This window comes from Marinobacter sp. L-46 (assembly GCF_056859535.1).
Map to the genome: position 1 here is coordinate 59,392 of NZ_JBSXOP010000040.1, position 16,460 is coordinate 75,851.

A 16,460-nucleotide genomic window follows, 5' to 3' on the forward strand; every position below is an offset into this window, starting at 1 on the left:
ACTGTTTTCTTTTTCATTCCCGTTTGACGTCACAATCTCTTTAATATCATGCAGTTGTGTTATTTGGCACAACGAGTGCTGTTATCCGGATGCAGGACGTCAGAACAACGCTTGAAAACAAACTGACGCACCATTGTTGGACCCAAACCGAGTCAGTCAGGTTTTCCTGCGTTGTCTGATCCTATTCAGACTCGCCTTCCAGCCCTGTGCCGGGAGGTCGATGACAACAAAAAGAAGGATCCAGTTCATGTCGATCAAGTTCAATGTCTCTCGCCTTGCCTATGGCATTACCGCCGCTGCCGTCATCACCGGTAGCCTGGCCAGCAGCGACGCGCTGGCTGCCGAGAAAGTTCGTTGGCAGGTTCCCCTCGCCTTTCCTTCGCACCTGATCGGTTTGACCACACCGGTCAAACACCTGTCGGAAAACCTCAAAGCGGTTTCCGGCGGAGATATTCAGCTTCGCTACTATGAGCCCGGCGAACTGGTTCCCCCGTTTGAAATCATGGATGCCGTGGGCAGCGGCAAGTACCCCGCCGGTTACACATGGGTGGGTTATGACCAGGGCACTATTCCTTCCCTGCCGCTCTACTCCGGTGCACCTTTCAACATGGAGCCACCGGCGTATCTGGCATGGTACTACGAGGGCGATGGCCGGGAGCTGCTGGAAGAAATCTACGCCGAGCGCAACATTCACCCGATGCTTTGTTCGATCATCGGGCCTGAGGGTGCCGGCTGGTTTGCCCAGCCCATCGAAGGTGTGGACGACTTTGACGGCCTGAAGATCCGCTTTGCCGGTATTGGCGGCAAGGTCCTGGAAAAGCTGGGCGCCTCTGTAACCATGGTGCCCGGCGGCGAGATCTACCAGGCTCTGGAGCGCAAGACCATTGATGCCACCGAGTTCTCCCAGCCAGCCATCGACAAGATGCTGGGCCTGGACCAGATCATCAAGAACTACATCATGCCCGGCTGGCACCAGACTCTGACCACCTCCCACCTGCTGGTGAACAAGGACACCTGGGAAAAGCTGGAACCCCAAACCCGTGCACTGGTGGAGATGGGGTGCGAGTCTGCCACGCTCAAGGGCTTTGCCCAGAGCGAGTGGGCCCAGCCAACCGCACTGCGCGACTACGAGAAAGAAGGTGTGAGCGCCCAGACCCTGCCAGAGCCCGTGCTGCGGGAATTGCAGAAGGTCACCAACGAGGTGCTGGACGAGATCGCAGCCAAAGACCCGATGTTCAAGCGGGTTCTGACCAGCCAGCGAGACTTCATGGAACATCACTCCATCTGGCACTCCAAGGGCTACCTGCCCCGGGATTTCTACCAGTACGACTGATCCGCGGATGATGATCGCAGCAGGCAGCGCTGGATCGCTGCCTGCAACTCCCTCCTGCGTACGAATGAATCGAGGTTATTGTGACGGATTCCAATACGTCTGTGGGCAGTCAATCCACGGCTCCCGGTAATACCGAATTGCCTGCCAACGGGCTGTCCTGGCGGCTGGACATGCTGGTTGTGGCCGTGGGTCGCCTGAGTTCCTGGTTGTGGATTGGTGTGCTCGTTGTTGTGCTCATCAACGTATTTTCGCGGTATGCGTTGTCGCAGGGCTCCATTGCTCTGGAGGAACTGTCGTGGCACCTGTTCGGGATCGCCACCATGCTGACGCTCGGCTACGCCGTGGTCCGGGATGACCATGTCCGGGTAGACGTGCTGAAAGAAAAGTTTTCGCCCAGGGCGCAGGCCTGGATCGACCTGCTGGGCATTGTTGTGCTGGCGTTGCCGGTGATCTACCTGATGATTCATGCCCTGGTGCCCTATGCCTGGACGGCCTGGACCTACAACGAACGATCCCAGGCACCCAGTGGGCTGCCGTACCGGTTTATCTTCAAGAGCATGTTGCCGCTTGGCCTGGCTTTCGTGATGCTGGCGCTGCTTTCCAGAGCGACCCGCTGCACAACGCTGTTGTTTGGCTTCCCCAGGGCGGTCACCCCTCCGAACGACGATCGCCGGTCCACCGGCCATCCCAATCCCTGAATAACGAGGCAGACGTCATGGGTGTAGAAGCGATTCTTGTTATCGCCATGTTTGCCAGCTTCATGGTGCTCCTGCTGCTGGGATTCCCGGTAGCCTGGTCACTGGCGGGTATTGGTCTTGTGTTCGCCATTGTCGGACACGTGATGGTGGAGTATTTCGACTCCCCGCTCTGGTTTACCTGGCAAGGCACCATGGGGGTGCTGGATGCCAGAATCTACGGCATTGTCGCCAATGAATTGATGGTGGCGCTGCCGATGTTCATTTTCATGGGCATCATGCTGGACCGCTCCGGCATTGCCGAGAAACTGATGCACAGCCTGGTGCGTGTGCTGGGCCCGCTCCGGGGTGGCTACGCCATCACCGTGGTGATCGTGGGTGTGTTACTGGCGGCCTCGACCGGCATTGTCGGCGCTTCGGTGGTGTTGCTGGGCATGCTGTCGCTCGGGCCCATGATGCAGGCCAACTACAACAAACCACTGGCGGTAGGAACCGCCTGTTCGGTGGGCACGTTGGGCATTCTGGTGCCCCCCAGCATCATGCTGGTATTGATGGCAGACCGCCTGGGCACCTCTGATGCTTCCGTCGGCAAACTGTTCATGGGGGCGCTGATACCCGGCGTGATGCTGGGTGCCATGTACATTCTGTACATCCTCATCGCGTCATTCCTGAAGAAGGACCTGGCACCGGCTCCGGAAAATCGCGAACCGCTGGATGCGCGGGCCCTGTTCGATGTGTTCAAAGCCGTGATGCCCCCAATGGTGTTGATCATTGCAGTGCTGGGCTCCATCTTCTTTGGCATTGCAACCACGACTGAGGCGTCAGCGGTGGGCGCGGGTGGTGCCCTGTTGATGGCCTTCGTCAGCAAGCGCCTGGACATGGCAACCCTGAAGGAATCCCTGTATCAGACCAGCCGTACATCGGCGTTTATCTTCGGTATTTTCATCGGTGCGACGGTCTTTGCGTCGGTCTTGCGCGGACTCGGCGGCGACGAGGTGATCGAAGGCGCCATCACTGGCCTGCCCTTCGGCACCACCGGCGTGTTGCTGACGGTCTTGTTTATCACCTTTTTGCTGGGCTTCTTCCTGGACTGGGTGGAAATCACCCTGATCGTGTTGCCCCTGGTGGCCCCGGTACTGTTCAAGATGGGGGTGGAGCCGGTGTGGTTCGCGATTATGTTCGCCATCTGCCTGCAGACCTCCTTCCTGACACCGCCGGTGGGTTTTTCGCTGTTCTACATCAAGGGTGTCTGCCCGCCGGGCATCACCACCCGTCACATCTACCTGGGCGTGCTTCCATTCATTGTACTGCAGTTACTGGCGCTGGCCCTGGTGTTCTGGTTTGAGCCGCTGGCAACCTGGTTGCCCAACGAAGTGTATGGGGGCTCCTGAGCCGGTTCGCCGCCCTGAGTTCATCCGATATCAAACAACAAAGGAGACTGTGATGAATCGTCTTCAAGATCGCATTGCCCTGATTACCGGGGCCGGCCGGGGCATCGGCCGTGCCATTGCCGAACACTATGCCCGCGAGGGTGCCCGGGTCGCCGTTGCTGACCTGACCGAAGAGAGCGCCCGGGACGCCGTTGACGCCATCGAGCAGGCGGGCGGAACGGCACTTGCTCTGGCCATGGACGTCACTGACGAGCAGGCCGTGGAGCGAGGGGTTGCGGCCATCGTCGAAAAGTGGGGCCGGCTGGATATTGCGTTGGCCAATGCCGGCATCCAGCACATTGACCCGGTACACAAACTGTCCTTCAATGATTGGCGCAAAGTGATGAGTGTGCACCTGGACGGCGCCTTTCTGGTCACCCGGGCCGCGCTCCGGCAAATGTACGCCCAAAGTGGCGGTACCATGCTTTACATGGGCTCGGTACACTCGCTGGAAGCGTCACCCCTGAAAGCGCCCTATGTGGCGGCCAAGCATGGCATGCTCGGTCTATGCCGGGCCGTGGCCAAAGAAGGCGCCGAGCACGGGGTCCGCAGCAACATCATCTGCCCGGGATTCGTGCGCACACCGCTGGTGGACAAGCAGATTCCCGAGCAGGCCAGAGAGCTGGGTATCTCCGAGGAGGAGGTGATCAGCAAGGTCATGCTGAAGAACACCGTGGACGGCAAATTCACCACCCTTGAAGACGTGTCAGAGCTGGCCGTACACCTGGCCGCTTTTCCGTCTGCCGCCCTGACCGGTCAGTCTATTGTGGTCAGCCATGGTTGGCATATGCAGTAATTACCTGGAGAAACGGATGAGCAACGCAGAACAATCACAAGTGGCCTGGACCCCGACAGAAGCCACCCTGACTCAATCCCGCATGGGCCAGTTCAAGAACTGGCTCGAGCAACAGGGCTTCGGGCCCTTTGCCGACTACCACGCACTGCATCAGTGGTCGATCACCGAGCTTGATACTTTCTGGCAGAAAGTCTGGGACTACTGCGGCCTGGTCTGTGAGGCACCGGCCAAACGGGTTCTTGGCCACCGTGAAATGCCCGGCGCGGAATGGTTCCCGGGCATGAAACTGAACTTTGCGGCCAATTTGCTGCGCCTCGCCGATGGTGACCATGCTGATAAAGAAGCCGTGGTGGCCTATTGCGAAACCCGCCCTGCACAGCGCAAGACCTACGCTGAGTTGAAAGCCGACGCCGGCGCGCTGGAAGCCTTCCTGCGAAGCAAGGGCATTGCCAAGGGCGACCGGGTCGCAGGCGTGGTCACCAATGGCTACGAAGCCCTGGTCGGCATGCTGGCGTCCACCAGTCTGGGCGCCATCTGGAGTTCCGCCTCTCCGGACTTCGGCATAGGTGCCATCAACGACCGCTTCAGCCAGATCGAACCGGCGGCCCTGATCGTAGTGAACGGTTATGGCTACGGCGGTAAGGTGTTTGCCCGCCAGGACGACTTCGCGGAACTGATTGCAGAGCTGCCATCCCTGAAAGTGGTGATCAGCATCCAACAGCTGCCAGATGAAGCCCCGATTCAAGGCAAACTGGTCACCACCTGGGACGAGGCTCTGACCTTTGGTACAGGGCAGGCACCTTCGTTCACGCCCGTGGACCCGGACCATCCGGTCTACATCCTCTATTCCTCCGGCACCACCGGCAAACCCAAGTGCATCGTGCATGGCACCGCTGGCTTGCTGGTCAACCACGCGAAGGAACTCATGCTCCACGGCGACGTGGGCCCGGAAGACCGCTTCCTCTACTTCACCACCTGCGGCTGGATGATGTGGAACTGGCAGGCCTCGGCACTGATGACCGGCGCCGCCGTAATCACCGTCGACGGCTCCCCCGGCTATCCCAGCCTGAACTTCCTTTGGGATACGGTGGTGCTGGAAAAAGTCACCCATTTCGGCACCAGCGCCCGCTTCATCGCCGGCTGCCGCAAAGCGGAACTCCAGCCCGCCAAAACACTCGATCAGGGCCACCTGCGCGTCGTCTTCTCCACCGGCTCCCCCCTGCTGCCGGAAGACTACGACTGGATCTACACCGACGGCGCACCAAACGCCCTGCTCGGCTCCATCGCCGGCGGCACCGACATCTGTGGCTGTTTCGTTGGCGCCACCCCGCTGCTGCCAGTGCGCCGTGGCGAGATCCAGTGCCGATTCCTGGGCGTTGACGCCGTGGCCTACGGCGATGACGGTCAGCCGGTCAGCAACGGCCGGGGCGAACTGGTCTGCCGCCAGCCGCTGCCTTCCATGCCGGTCTGCTTCTGGCAGGACCCGGACAACGCGCGCTACCAGGACGCCTACTTCAACAGCTTCCCCGGCGTCTGGGCCCACGGTGATTTCATCGAATTCACCGAACACGGCGGCGCCATCATCTACGGCCGTTCCGACGCCACCCTCAACCCTGGCGGCGTCAGAATCGGCACCGCCGAAATCTACCGACAGGTCGAAACCGTCGCCGAGATCAAAGATAGCCTCGTCGTCGGCCGCCAGATCGACGGCGACGTGGAAGTGGTGTTGTTCGTGGTCCCGGCCGAAGGCCAGACCGTCACCGACGACCTGGCCAAAACCCTGAAAACCCGAATCCGCGAAGGCGCCAGCCCAAGGCACGTACCCAAACACATCGTCGAAGTGCCCGACATCCCCTACACCCGCAGCGGCAAGAAGGTCGAGCTGGCAGTCGCCCGACTGATCAACGGCTCGAACAAAGCCGATAACCGGGATGCCCTGGGTAACCCGGAAGCGCTGGACCGGATTCGGGAGCGTTTGGCTGCGGCCGGTTTGTTACCGGAATGATCAGGGGTGTTTTGTTGACAAAGTGACGGCCGTCATCGCTGAGCAAAGGGTTGCGGAAACCACCGCGATCACTCCAAAGCCAGAAAAACGAACAAATGTTAGAAAGTTTCGTAAATTCCCGCCATTTCATGAGCCTGTAACCGAAGATCAGGCATCATCCGTACGTTCTTATACTAAGATCGTAACCAAAATTCCGCAAAAAATGCTATCTTAGTAGGTCTATCAAAAGTTCCGAATCAGTCACTGGCAAAACCGGACGTTCACAAGACGCCCGAATGCGCCATGACCGTCCTGAACCCACCCCATAGCCTGAGGACGAAAATGAGCAACTCCAAATCCAAGATTGTCTACACGTTGACCGACGAGGCACCCGCCCTCGCTACCCGGTCACTGCTTCCCATCCTGGAAACCTTCGCCAAGCCGGCTGGTATCGACTTCGAAACCAGCGACATCTCTCTCGCGGCGCGTATTCTGGCAGGCTTCCCGGACTACCTCGAGGAAGACCAGCGGGTGCCGGATGCCCTGGCTGAATTGGGTGAGTACACCAAGGATCCGGACGCCAACATCATCAAGCTGCCGAACATCTCTGCGTCCATTCCCCAGCTGCGTGCTGCCATCAAAGAGCTGAACGAGCAGGGCTACAAAGTTCCCGAGTACAAAGAAAACCCGGAAACCGACGAAGAGAAAGAAATCCACGCACGTTACTCCAAAGTGCTGGGCAGCGCCGTTAACCCGGTCCTGCGTGAAGGTAACTCCGACCGCCGTGCACCGGCTGCGGTAAAAGCCTTTGCCCGCAAGTTCCCGCACACCATGGGTGAGTGGAGCCCGGCTTCCCGTACCCACGTGGCGCACATGCGCGGTGGCGACTTCTACTCCAGCGAGCAGTCTGTAACCCTGGACAAGGCCACCAACGCCCGCATCGTGTTCGAGAACAAGAAGGGTGAGCAAACCGTTCTGAAATCCGACCTGCCGCTGCAGGAAGGCGAAGTGCTCGACGGCATGTTCATGAGCAAGAAGGAACTGGTGAAGTTTTTCGAAGGCGCCATCGAAGACTGCGAAAAGACCGGTGTGATGTTCTCTCTGCACGTGAAAGCCACCATGATGAAAATCTCTCACCCGATCGTGTTCGGTCACGCGGTGAAGGTGTTCTTCAAGGAGCTGTTCGACAAGTACGGCGACCTGTTCAATGAAATCGGCGTAAACCCGAACAACGGCCTGTCTTCCGTGGTTGAGAAGATCAAGCAACTGCCGGAATCCAAGCAGGAAGAAATCCAGGAAGCCCTGCACGCCTGCTACGAGCACCGTCCGGAAATCGCCATGGTCGATTCCGTTAAAGGTATCACCAACCTGCACGTACCGAGCGACGTGATCGTAGACGCCTCCATGCCGGCGATGATCCGTAACTCCGGCAAGATGTGGGCCCGTGATGGCAAGCTGAAGGACACCAAGGCGGTTATGCCTGAGTCCACCTACGCCACCATCTACCAGGAAGTGATCAACTTCTGTAAGACCCACGGCGCGTTCGATCCCACCACCATGGGTACTGTGCCGAACGTCGGCCTGATGGCCCAGAAGGCGGAAGAGTACGGCTCCCACGACAAAACCTTCGAAATCAAGGAAGACGGTATCGTTCGCGTTGTCGCTGAAGATGGCACTGTGCTGACTGAGCACAACGTTGAGCAAGGCGATATTTGGCGCGCTTGCCAGACCAAGGACCTGCCGATCCGCGACTGGGTCAAGCTGGCGGTCAACCGTTCACGTTCCAGCGGTATGCCGGCGGTATTCTGGCTGGACGACGAGCGTGCTCACGATGCCCAGCTGATCAAGAAGGTCGAGAAGTACCTGGCCGAGCTGGACACCGAAGGCCTGGAAATCCACATCATGTCTCCGGTTCGTGCTATCCGCTGGACCATGGAGCGCCTGATCCGTGGCCTGGATACCATTTCCGTAACCGGCAACGTGCTGCGTGACTACCTGACCGACCTGTTCCCGATCCTGGAGCTGGGCACCAGCGCCAAGATGCTGTCCATCGTGCCGCTGCTGAACGGCGGTGGTCTGTACGAGACCGGTGCTGGCGGTTCCGCACCCAAGCACGTACAGCAGCTGATCCAGGAAAACCACCTGCGCTGGGATTCCCTGGGTGAATTCCTGGCCACCGCAGTGTCCCTGGACGAGCTGGGCGAGAAACAGAGCAACCAGCGTGCCCGTCTGCTGGGCCAGACCCTGGACAAGGCTACTGAGAAACTGCTGGAAAACAACCAGTCTCCGTCCCGGGTGACCGGCGAGCTGGATAACCGTGGTTCCCACTTCCACCTGGCCCGTTACTGGGCGGAAGAGCTGTCCAAGCAGGATGAGGACAAGGAACTGAAAGAGTTCTTTGCCAAGCTGTCAGCACAGCTGGAAGAGAACAAGGACAAGATCCTTGAGGAAATGACCGTTGTTCAGGGCCACCCGGCCGACATCGGTGGTTACTACCATCCGCCGATGGAGAAGGTGTGCGAGGTAATGCAGCCGAGCGCTACCCTGAACAAGATCCTGGCCGACGCACGGGCATCCGTGGCCTGAGGCCCAGGGCCAGGCCGGGTTGCTTGACCCGGCCCTGATCAGAAAAACCGGACAGCCCTGGGCTCTCCGGTTTTTTTGTATGGCCTAGTCACCGTCGTCGGGTTCTTCCTGGTAAGCCTTGCCGGTTAATCAGGATAAGGTCGTTGGCGTGATTCACCGGATCAGTCCTGTTGCAGGGGCGCGAAGGTAGCCCCGGTGAGCCTGGCCAGGTCTTCCGGAGCCAATTCGATCTCCAGGCCCCGTTTTCCGGCGCTGACAAACAGGGTTGCGAAGTTGCGGGCCGAGTCGTCGATAAACGTCTTCAGGCGCTTCTTCTGCCCCAGCGGGCTGACGCCCCCCAGAACATAGCCGGTAGTGCGCTGCACCAGCTGTTTGTCGGCCATGGCGGCCTTCTTGGCCCCGGCGGCCCGGGCAATCAGCTTCAGGCTGAGCATGGCGGATACAGGCACCACGGCGACGGCGAGGTCTTTGCCATCCAGCGAGACAACCAGGGTTTTGAACACCTGGTCAGGATTGGCGCCGGTTTTTTCCACGGCCTCGTTGCCGTAGCTTTCGGCGGCCGGGTCATGCTCGTACTCATGCACGGTAAAAGCCACCTTGGCGCGTTGGGCGGCGAGAATTCCGGGGGTCATGCAGACTCCTGTTGCAATCACGGTTTGCCGGAATTAAACCACGGGGCGCCGGTAACTGCACCCCGGTTGCTGCCGGATGATGTGCTTTGATCTATAGTGAAACCATTCAGATATAAAACAAAGGCAACAATATGCATTCACTGGCTCGCCGCGCCCTGAACCTCAGCGCCATTCCCCGGGACCTGGACTCGGTCACCTTCCGGGACACTGCCTCGGAGCACCCGGAACGGGTTGGCCTGGCCCCAGAGGTTCCGGAAGCCGTGTGGCGCAGCGTGGAAGCCCTGTACCGGACCGGGGTTCATCCCGGTATCCAGCTGTCTTTGCGTTATCGGGGTGAACAGGTGTTGCATCGCGCCATCGGTCACAGCCGGGGTAACGGGCCCCACGATCCCCGCTCGGTGCCCCGGGTGCCGATGACTACCGAAACCCCCATCTGCTTTTTCTCTGCCTCCAAGGCGGTGACTGCCTTGCTGATGCATATGCTGGCCGAGCAGGGGCTGGTGAACCTGATGGACCCGGTGTCCTACTACTGCCCGGAATTTGCCAGCAGCGGTAAGCGCACCATAACCGTGCACCAGATCCTGTCGCACCGGGGCGGCATTCCGGCCATTCCCCGGGAAACCCCCATTGATGTGTTGTGGGATAAAGACGAAATCTGGCGCCTGCTGTGTAACGCCCGGCCGGTGGAAGTAGACGGCGCCAAGGTGGCTTACCACGCCATCACCGGCGGCTTTGTGTTGCAGCGGGTGCTGGAGAAGGTGACCGGCGACAGCATTGATGCCTACCTGGACAAGTACCTGCGCGGGCCCATGGGCATGAAATGGTTCACCTACGGTATTGGTGCGGAACACCTTCCGGACCTGGCCAGTAACTACGCCACCGGGCCTACCCCGAGGTTTCCGGTGTCCTGGATTGTTAACCGGGCGCTGGGGGGCGACATCGGTACCGTTGAGCGAGTGACCAATGATCCCCGTTTCCAGGAAGCGGTGATTCCCGCCGGTAACCTGTGCGGCACCGCTGAGGAAATGAGCCGGTTTTTTCAGATGATTCTGAATGGCGGCACCTGGAATGGCCAGCGGATCTGCAGCGAACTCACCATCCGGCGTGCAATCCAGCAGTTCGGATCCCTCCAGGTGGACCGTACCATGATGCTGCCCATGCGCTTCAGTGCCGGCATGATGCTGGGCGGCAATCCGGTGGGGCTCTGGGGGCCGCAAAGCCGCTATGCCTTTGGCCACGTGGGCTTGATCAACAAGTTCTGCTGGGCGGACCCGGCCCGGGATATTTCGGTCAGCCTGCTCAATACCGGCTTCCCGATAGTCGGCCATCATTTACCCGCGCTGGGGAAGTTTGTCTATACTGTGTGCAAGCAGTTTCCGTTATTGCCGGAGCATCGCCGCAGGCTGGTGGCAGCGTGAGCCGGGGCACCGGGGTTAACGGAGTGTTAAAAAAAGTGAAAGCTTGTTCATTTTAATTGAACTTTGTCGGACAGTCCGGCACACTTTTTCACGCAAGACTTTCAGGATGTGGAAGTTACCAACGACTCAATGGATGAGACCCCTATGCCAAAATCAACGCTGTCCCCGCCCGAACCCCGCCGCGTGCAACTGGACTATCACGAGAGCATGCGCTCCCAGGTCCAGCAACAGCTGTGCAACGAAGTAGAGCGGCTTGAACGCCGTATCGAAACCCTGCGCATGACCAAGGCCCCCCACGCTGCCCTGATGATTTCTACCTATGAGCGAATGATCAGCCGCAAGAAGGGGTTTTTGCAGAACTGGGATTTGTAGCCCTCAGGGTCTCAGGCCAGACTCCTTCGTTGCATATTCGTACTCTGGTTCGGTTTTTTCCGAGCAGTAGGCATCTGTGCTCGGGGTTTGGTCTATTGAGGTGTAAACACGGACTTTTGGCAACTCGTAGTCCATCTCAATCTTTACGCAATCTACGATCTGTCCCGCAAATGTGAATTCCGGGCCGCCCTCAGTGTTTTCTGAGGTACCGATTGCAGTTCCATCAATGATCAGGCTGTCGGTATTCGAACCGGAATAACTCCGCGCAAATGCCATTTCCCGCTCATTCTCAATGACGACACTACCTTCGGTAATGACTCTGGCACCATCGTTATAGCCTGAGCTGGAAAATGCTTCGGGCAGGAATTGGGTGGCAAGTGTGGCACTGGGTCGCGTTGAGCCGGGCGGGAAAGAGCCGGACGACGCCCATGTGAGCACGCGGGTTACTAGATTGGAAGATTCTGGTGTATACACCCACTTTACGATTGGGTACTGCCAGTTATAGTCGTTCTCGGGCTGGCCGTCTTTAAGGGCGGACTCATCGATAAAACGGATCTGAACCTGGTTTGTTCTGTTGCTGTATTCACCGGCCTCACCTTGTTTGATCCTTCGTACAATGTATTGTCGGCCTTCGTTAAAGTTTTCGACGGCATTTTCACCGATGACACGCCTTATGATGTCTAAAGGATTCCTTGCGGATTCAATTTGTGGTGGCTGCTCATCGGAGTAAGTAAGGCCAGCAAACAAAGCGATCTGATTCCTGATGCTGTCTGCTACCGCCGCTGCATCAAAAGTGCTTTGGGTGTTGGGATCTGGTTCTACAGCCTGGATCAGATCGGCAAAAAGGACGGTATCGGTTTGTTCGAGCAGGGTGAACGTGGAAAACCGAAGATCTACATTTGTGGCGGGATTGAGCGTAGAAGTGGAATCCCCACCGCTCTCCACACGGCATCCACTCAGGGTCAGCAACGCCAGTGATATGGCAACAAAAAGGCAGGAATGTCTCATTTCAGAAGGCCCCGGGGTGCGAAATTTGTTGTGAAAGGCTAAAGTGAGCTGTGCTGACAATAAACGATAAAGCACGCAGCTACCCGCGCGGAGATCACATTTTGCAGCAACGGTTCGCCCAGGCCGGGATTCCGGTGCTGGTTCTGTTTCTTGTACTGGCAGCCCTGATTCTGCCGGCCCCGGCCATGGCCCAGGATGCCTGCCGCAGTGGCGAAGTCCGGCTTGACCGGAACACCGGTGCCATCCGTGACCTGGGCGGATGCTTGCGGTACCTGGAAGATCCGGACCAGAGCCTGTCGATTGATCAGCTCAGATATCTTGAGGCCGAAGCCTTCACCCAGCATGAAGCCGGCGTGCTCAACTTCGGCTACACCGGGTCTGCTTACTGGACCCGCTTTGACCTGAGTACCCATGCCCTGCAGGGCGAGACCGACTGGATACTGGAGCTGGCGCTACCGCTGGTGGACAGCGTCGAGTTGTTTCTTGAGCGGGATGGAATGCTGGTAGACCAGCGCCAGGCCGGCTACCAGGACAACTGGGAAGACCGCGACCTGGCCGTGCCCAACCCCACTTTCCGGCTGAAGCTGCCTCCTGACAGCCGCACGCGGGTGTTCCTGCGCATCACCAATACCAACACCTTCCGCCTGCCCATCACCCTCTGGCACCCGAACGAATACATCGAGAAAGTTTCTATCGATGAAGCGGTGCGCGGGGTGCTGCTGGGTGCCATCCTGGCGATCCTGGCCTACAACCTGTTTGTGGCGGTATCGGTGCGTGAACGCAGCAACATCTACTATGTGCTTTACCTGGTGGGTGCGGCGGTGTTTATTTCTACCGAGCAGGTCCACGGCGTGCAGTTGCTGGATGAACGGCCGGCCTTGCTGAACAAGGATTACCTGCACTACCAGATCATCCTGACCTGGTTCTTTGGCCTGCTGATGGCCCGCTCCCTGCTGGAAACCCGTGAGCGTTCACCAGACCTGGACCAGGTGCTGCGGCTGTGCCTGTATTCGGTGGTGCTCACCTTTGGCCTGTCCATTTTCATGCCCTATTCGGTGGCGATGGAATGGGTCGTGCTGGATTCGATCCTGCTCAGTATCATCCTGATTGTGGTCAGTTACCTGTCCTGGCGTTACTACAACCCGGCCGCCCGGGCCTATTTCTACGCCTGGACCATGGCGCTGATTGGCTTTGGTATCTATGCCCTGACGGTGATGGGCTACCTCCCGCTGAATACCTTTACCACCTACGCCCCGCAGTTCGGGCTGACGGCCCAGATCATCCTGTTCTCCTTTGCCCTGGCAGACCGCATCAAGCAGGTACAGGGTGAAGCCATGGCCTGGAACCGCCGGGCCCTGGCCAACCTTGGGCGTTACCAGTCGCTGTTCAACAACGCCATCGAAGGCGTGTTCCAGATGTCACCGGAGCGGAAATTTGTGACCGCCAACCCGGCCATGGCAGAGCTTCTGGGTTACAACAGCAGCCGTGAACTGCTGGGTGAAAATCCGGACGTGCTGGAAACCTGCATAGCCGATGAGCGCCTGCGGCGGCTGGTGGTGGAGCAGCTGGAAGCCCGGGGCACGGTTAAAGGCATCGAAGCCCGGTATTTTACCCGTGAGGGCGAGGAGCGCTGGGCGACCATCTCCTTGCACACCGCCTACGATGCCGAGGGCATGCCGGTGCACCTGGAAGGCACCTGCATCGATGCCACCGAAAGCCACCAGCGCCAGCAGATCGAACGTGAACGGGAACAGGAACGGCTGGAGAAAGAGCTGGCCCGCAACTCCGCCAAGGCCAAGAGCCAGTTCCTGGCCAACATGAGCCATGAAATCCGGACGCCGCTGGCGGCGATCATCGGTTACGGCGAAACCCTGCTGGACCCGGACCTGGACGACCGGGAAAAGCGCAGCAGCGCTGAAACCGTGGTACGCAGTGGCCGGCACCTGCTGGAGCTGGTGAACGATATCCTGGACCACTCCAAGATCGACGCCAACAAGCTGGACGTGGATGTGGTGCCGGTGAATCTGCCGGAGTTGCTGGATGAAGTCCGCGCGTTCTTCGAGCCACGGGCCCGGGAGAAAGGCCTGGATTTCCGCATTGTCTGCGAGTATCCGCTGCCGGAGCAGATCTGCACGGACCCAACCCGATACCGGCAAATCATCATCAATCTGTGTGCAAATGCGCTGAAATTCACGGAAAGCGGTTCGATCTCCCTGGTCATCCGCTGTGACCGCGAGGCTGAAACCCTGATTGCCCGGGTGGTGGATACCGGTATTGGCATGAAGCCGGAGCAGCTGGAGCGGTTGTTTGATCCGTTCGCCCAGGGCAGCACCGCCATCTCCCGCCAGTACGGTGGCACCGGGCTGGGGCTGAGTATTTCCCGCCGGCTGGCGGAGCTGCTGGGAGGGGATATCCGGGTAACCAGTACCTACGGCGAGGGCAGCGAATTCGAGGTTTCCATCAGCACCGGCAGCCTGCAGCAGGTGCACTTCCTGCGGGATGCCTCGGAATTCAGCCAGCGTCGCCGGGCCATTGCCATGGTGCTGGCACCGAGGTTGTCGGGCCGGATCCTGTGTGCCGAAGACAACGAAGTGAACCGGCGGCTGGTATCCCTGCTGGTGGCCCGTACCGGCGCCGAGCTGGTGCATGTGGCTAACGGTGCCGAAGCCCTGGAACGGGTAAGGCGCGAAGACTTCGACCTGATCCTGATGGATATCCAGATGCCGGTCATGAACGGCCGGGATGCCACCCAGGCGATTCGTGAAGCAGGTATCAATACGCCCATTATTGCCCTTACGGCTAATGTCATGGCCGAGGATATTGCGGAATATCGGATGGCCGGCTGTAACGAGCACCTGGCCAAGCCGATCGACAAGCAGCGGTTCTACGAGATGCTGGCCCGCTACCTGACCCATTGCCCGGAGCCGGTTACTGCTGCGGACAGGAGCTATTCCGGCCGGGTTCTGGTGGCCGAAGACAACGAGGACAACCGTCGGTTGGTGGAGCGCATGCTCCGGCGCCTGGGCCTGGACCCGGTTCTGGTGGCCTCGGGGGATGAAGCTGTGCGCCGCGCACTGTCGGATACCGTGCACCTGGTGTTGATGGATCGCCACATGCCGGGAATGGACGGCGTGGAAGCTACCCGCCTGCTTCGCCAGGCCGGATTCCGCCGGCCCCTGATCGCCTTCACCGCCGGTGACCAGGCCGAGAACGAAGCCCTGCTGGCAGCCGGCTGTGATGGCGTGCTCAACAAGCCCATCGACCAGAGCCACCTGCAGGCCCTGCTGGATCGCTATCTGGGAGCGCAGACCGTGGACAGCTCGGGCCTTGATGATGACCTGGCGCACCTTGTTTCCCGCTTCCTGTCCGGCCTTGCGGAGCGCCAGCGCCGCATGAAGCTGGCCCTGGGTGACCGGAATGTTGACGTGCTGCGCACCGAGAGCCACCAGATCAAGGGTACGGCCGGAGCCATGGGCTACCCGATGATGACGGAACAGGCGGGCAGGCTGGAGCAGTGCCTGCTACAGAATGAATACGACTGGCCGGAAATCGCACAACGGCTGGAACAACTGAACCATATGATTGACCAGGCTCTGAAGGCACTGGTTTCAACCACCGGTACCCGACAGGAACAGACCCATGAGTGACCAGAATCGCCCCCAGGAACACAATTCACTGAGCATGATGTACGGCACCTACGCAGACGTGCTGTTTGTGTTGTTTCCGTTTCTTGTCATTGCCATGCAGCGGCTGTGGGACGGCAATGTCTATGAAACCCTGATGCGGGCGGACCTGAGCATTGCCGCGACCATCATGGCAGGCCTGGCCATCGGCAAGTTTGTGTTGGGGCTGGTGACCAACCGCGATCTGGGCCGGTACAAGGAGCGCATTGTCTTTTTCATTGCCCTGACCTTGTTTGTGGTGCTGGGGCCGTCCATCATTCTGATGTTGAGTATCGTGGGCAATACCGAAGTCCCGGGGTTTGTGGCCTTTGTGCAGCCGGTGCTGCTGATTGTGGCCATTTCGTTGTACACAACGGCGGTCAGCATCAGCAATATACTGGTGCGGGAAGGGGCCGGAGCCGGCGAGGGTGCCGACAGCCGGCCAGCCGGCGAGCGGGAACAGGGCCGGCCGGGCCCGGCGCCGCTGGAGCTGCCGCGCAAAACCGGCAATGACTCATTCTGAGTAACGGGACACAACAGGAGA

12 protein-coding genes are annotated in these 16,460 nt (G+C 59.3%); 10 read left to right on the top strand and 2 right to left on the bottom strand.

Going from position 1 to position 16,460, the window contains the following annotated elements; genetic code table 11:
• Positions 1–247 precede the first annotated feature (247 nt).
• From AC13DJ_RS04070 to AC13DJ_RS04095, 6 genes are all read left to right on the top strand, one after another.
• Positions 248–1,333 (top strand): TRAP transporter substrate-binding protein, encoded by a 1,086-nt coding sequence (locus tag AC13DJ_RS04070; protein ID WP_199457723.1) that lies wholly within the window; start codon positions 248–250, stop codon positions 1,331–1,333.
• Between the two features lie 170 nt (positions 1,334–1,503).
• Entirely contained in the window at positions 1,504–2,031 is a 528-nt protein-coding gene (locus AC13DJ_RS04075) for a TRAP transporter small permease subunit (RefSeq protein ID WP_474539733.1), read from the top strand.
• Positions 2,032–2,048: 17 nt separating this feature from the next.
• On the top strand, positions 2,049–3,419 hold the full coding sequence (locus AC13DJ_RS04080; protein WP_482933224.1) for a TRAP transporter large permease: 1,371 nt from the start codon (positions 2,049–2,051) through the stop codon (positions 3,417–3,419).
• A gap of 52 nt (positions 3,420–3,471) precedes the next feature.
• Positions 3,472–4,254 carry a 3-hydroxybutyrate dehydrogenase gene (locus tag AC13DJ_RS04085; RefSeq protein WP_482933225.1) on the top strand — a complete coding sequence of 261 codons (783 nt, stop codon included), beginning with the start codon at positions 3,472–3,474 and terminating at the stop codon, positions 4,252–4,254.
• 16 nt (positions 4,255–4,270) lie between these two features.
• Positions 4,271–6,259, top strand: coding sequence for an acetoacetate--CoA ligase (locus AC13DJ_RS04090; protein ID WP_482933226.1), 1,989 nt, complete (start codon positions 4,271–4,273; stop codon positions 6,257–6,259).
• 321 nt (positions 6,260–6,580) lie between these two features.
• Positions 6,581–8,824 carry an NADP-dependent isocitrate dehydrogenase gene (locus AC13DJ_RS04095; protein WP_482933227.1) on the top strand — a complete coding sequence of 748 codons (2,244 nt, stop codon included), beginning with the start codon at positions 6,581–6,583 and terminating at the stop codon, positions 8,822–8,824.
• A 161-nt stretch (positions 8,825–8,985) separates the two neighbouring features.
• Here AC13DJ_RS04095 and ybaK read toward each other — a convergent pair whose 3' ends face one another.
• Positions 8,986–9,456 (bottom strand): Cys-tRNA(Pro) deacylase, encoded by a 471-nt coding sequence (gene ybaK / locus AC13DJ_RS04100; RefSeq protein ID WP_288370216.1) that lies wholly within the window; start codon positions 9,454–9,456, stop codon positions 8,986–8,988.
• A 131-nt stretch (positions 9,457–9,587) separates the two neighbouring features.
• Here ybaK and AC13DJ_RS04105 point away from each other — a divergent pair, with 131 nt between their 5' ends.
• Both AC13DJ_RS04105 and AC13DJ_RS04110 read left to right on the top strand, forming a co-directional pair.
• On the top strand, positions 9,588–10,874 hold the full coding sequence (locus AC13DJ_RS04105) for a serine hydrolase domain-containing protein (RefSeq protein WP_482933228.1): 1,287 nt from the start codon (positions 9,588–9,590) through the stop codon (positions 10,872–10,874).
• 144 nt (positions 10,875–11,018) lie between these two features.
• On the top strand, positions 11,019–11,246 hold the full coding sequence (locus AC13DJ_RS04110) for a hypothetical protein (RefSeq protein WP_288370218.1): 228 nt from the start codon (positions 11,019–11,021) through the stop codon (positions 11,244–11,246).
• Positions 11,247–11,249: 3 nt separating this feature from the next.
• Here AC13DJ_RS04110 and AC13DJ_RS04115 read toward each other — a convergent pair whose 3' ends face one another.
• Positions 11,250–12,329 carry a hypothetical protein gene (locus tag AC13DJ_RS04115; RefSeq protein ID WP_482933229.1) on the bottom strand — a complete coding sequence of 360 codons (1,080 nt, stop codon included), beginning with the start codon at positions 12,327–12,329 and terminating at the stop codon, positions 11,250–11,252.
• Positions 12,330–12,355: 26 nt separating this feature from the next.
• Between AC13DJ_RS04115 and AC13DJ_RS04120 the strand changes: the two genes are divergently transcribed.
• The gene (locus AC13DJ_RS04120; protein ID WP_482933230.1) at positions 12,356–15,901 is read left to right on the top strand and encodes a response regulator; all 3,546 of its coding nucleotides are present in this window, start codon (positions 12,356–12,358) and stop codon (positions 15,899–15,901) included.
• Positions 15,894–16,439, top strand: coding sequence for a hypothetical protein (locus AC13DJ_RS04125; RefSeq protein WP_058342238.1), 546 nt, complete (start codon positions 15,894–15,896; stop codon positions 16,437–16,439). Before AC13DJ_RS04120 ends, AC13DJ_RS04125 begins: the two co-directional genes overlap by 8 nt.
• Positions 16,440–16,460 lie beyond the last annotated feature (21 nt).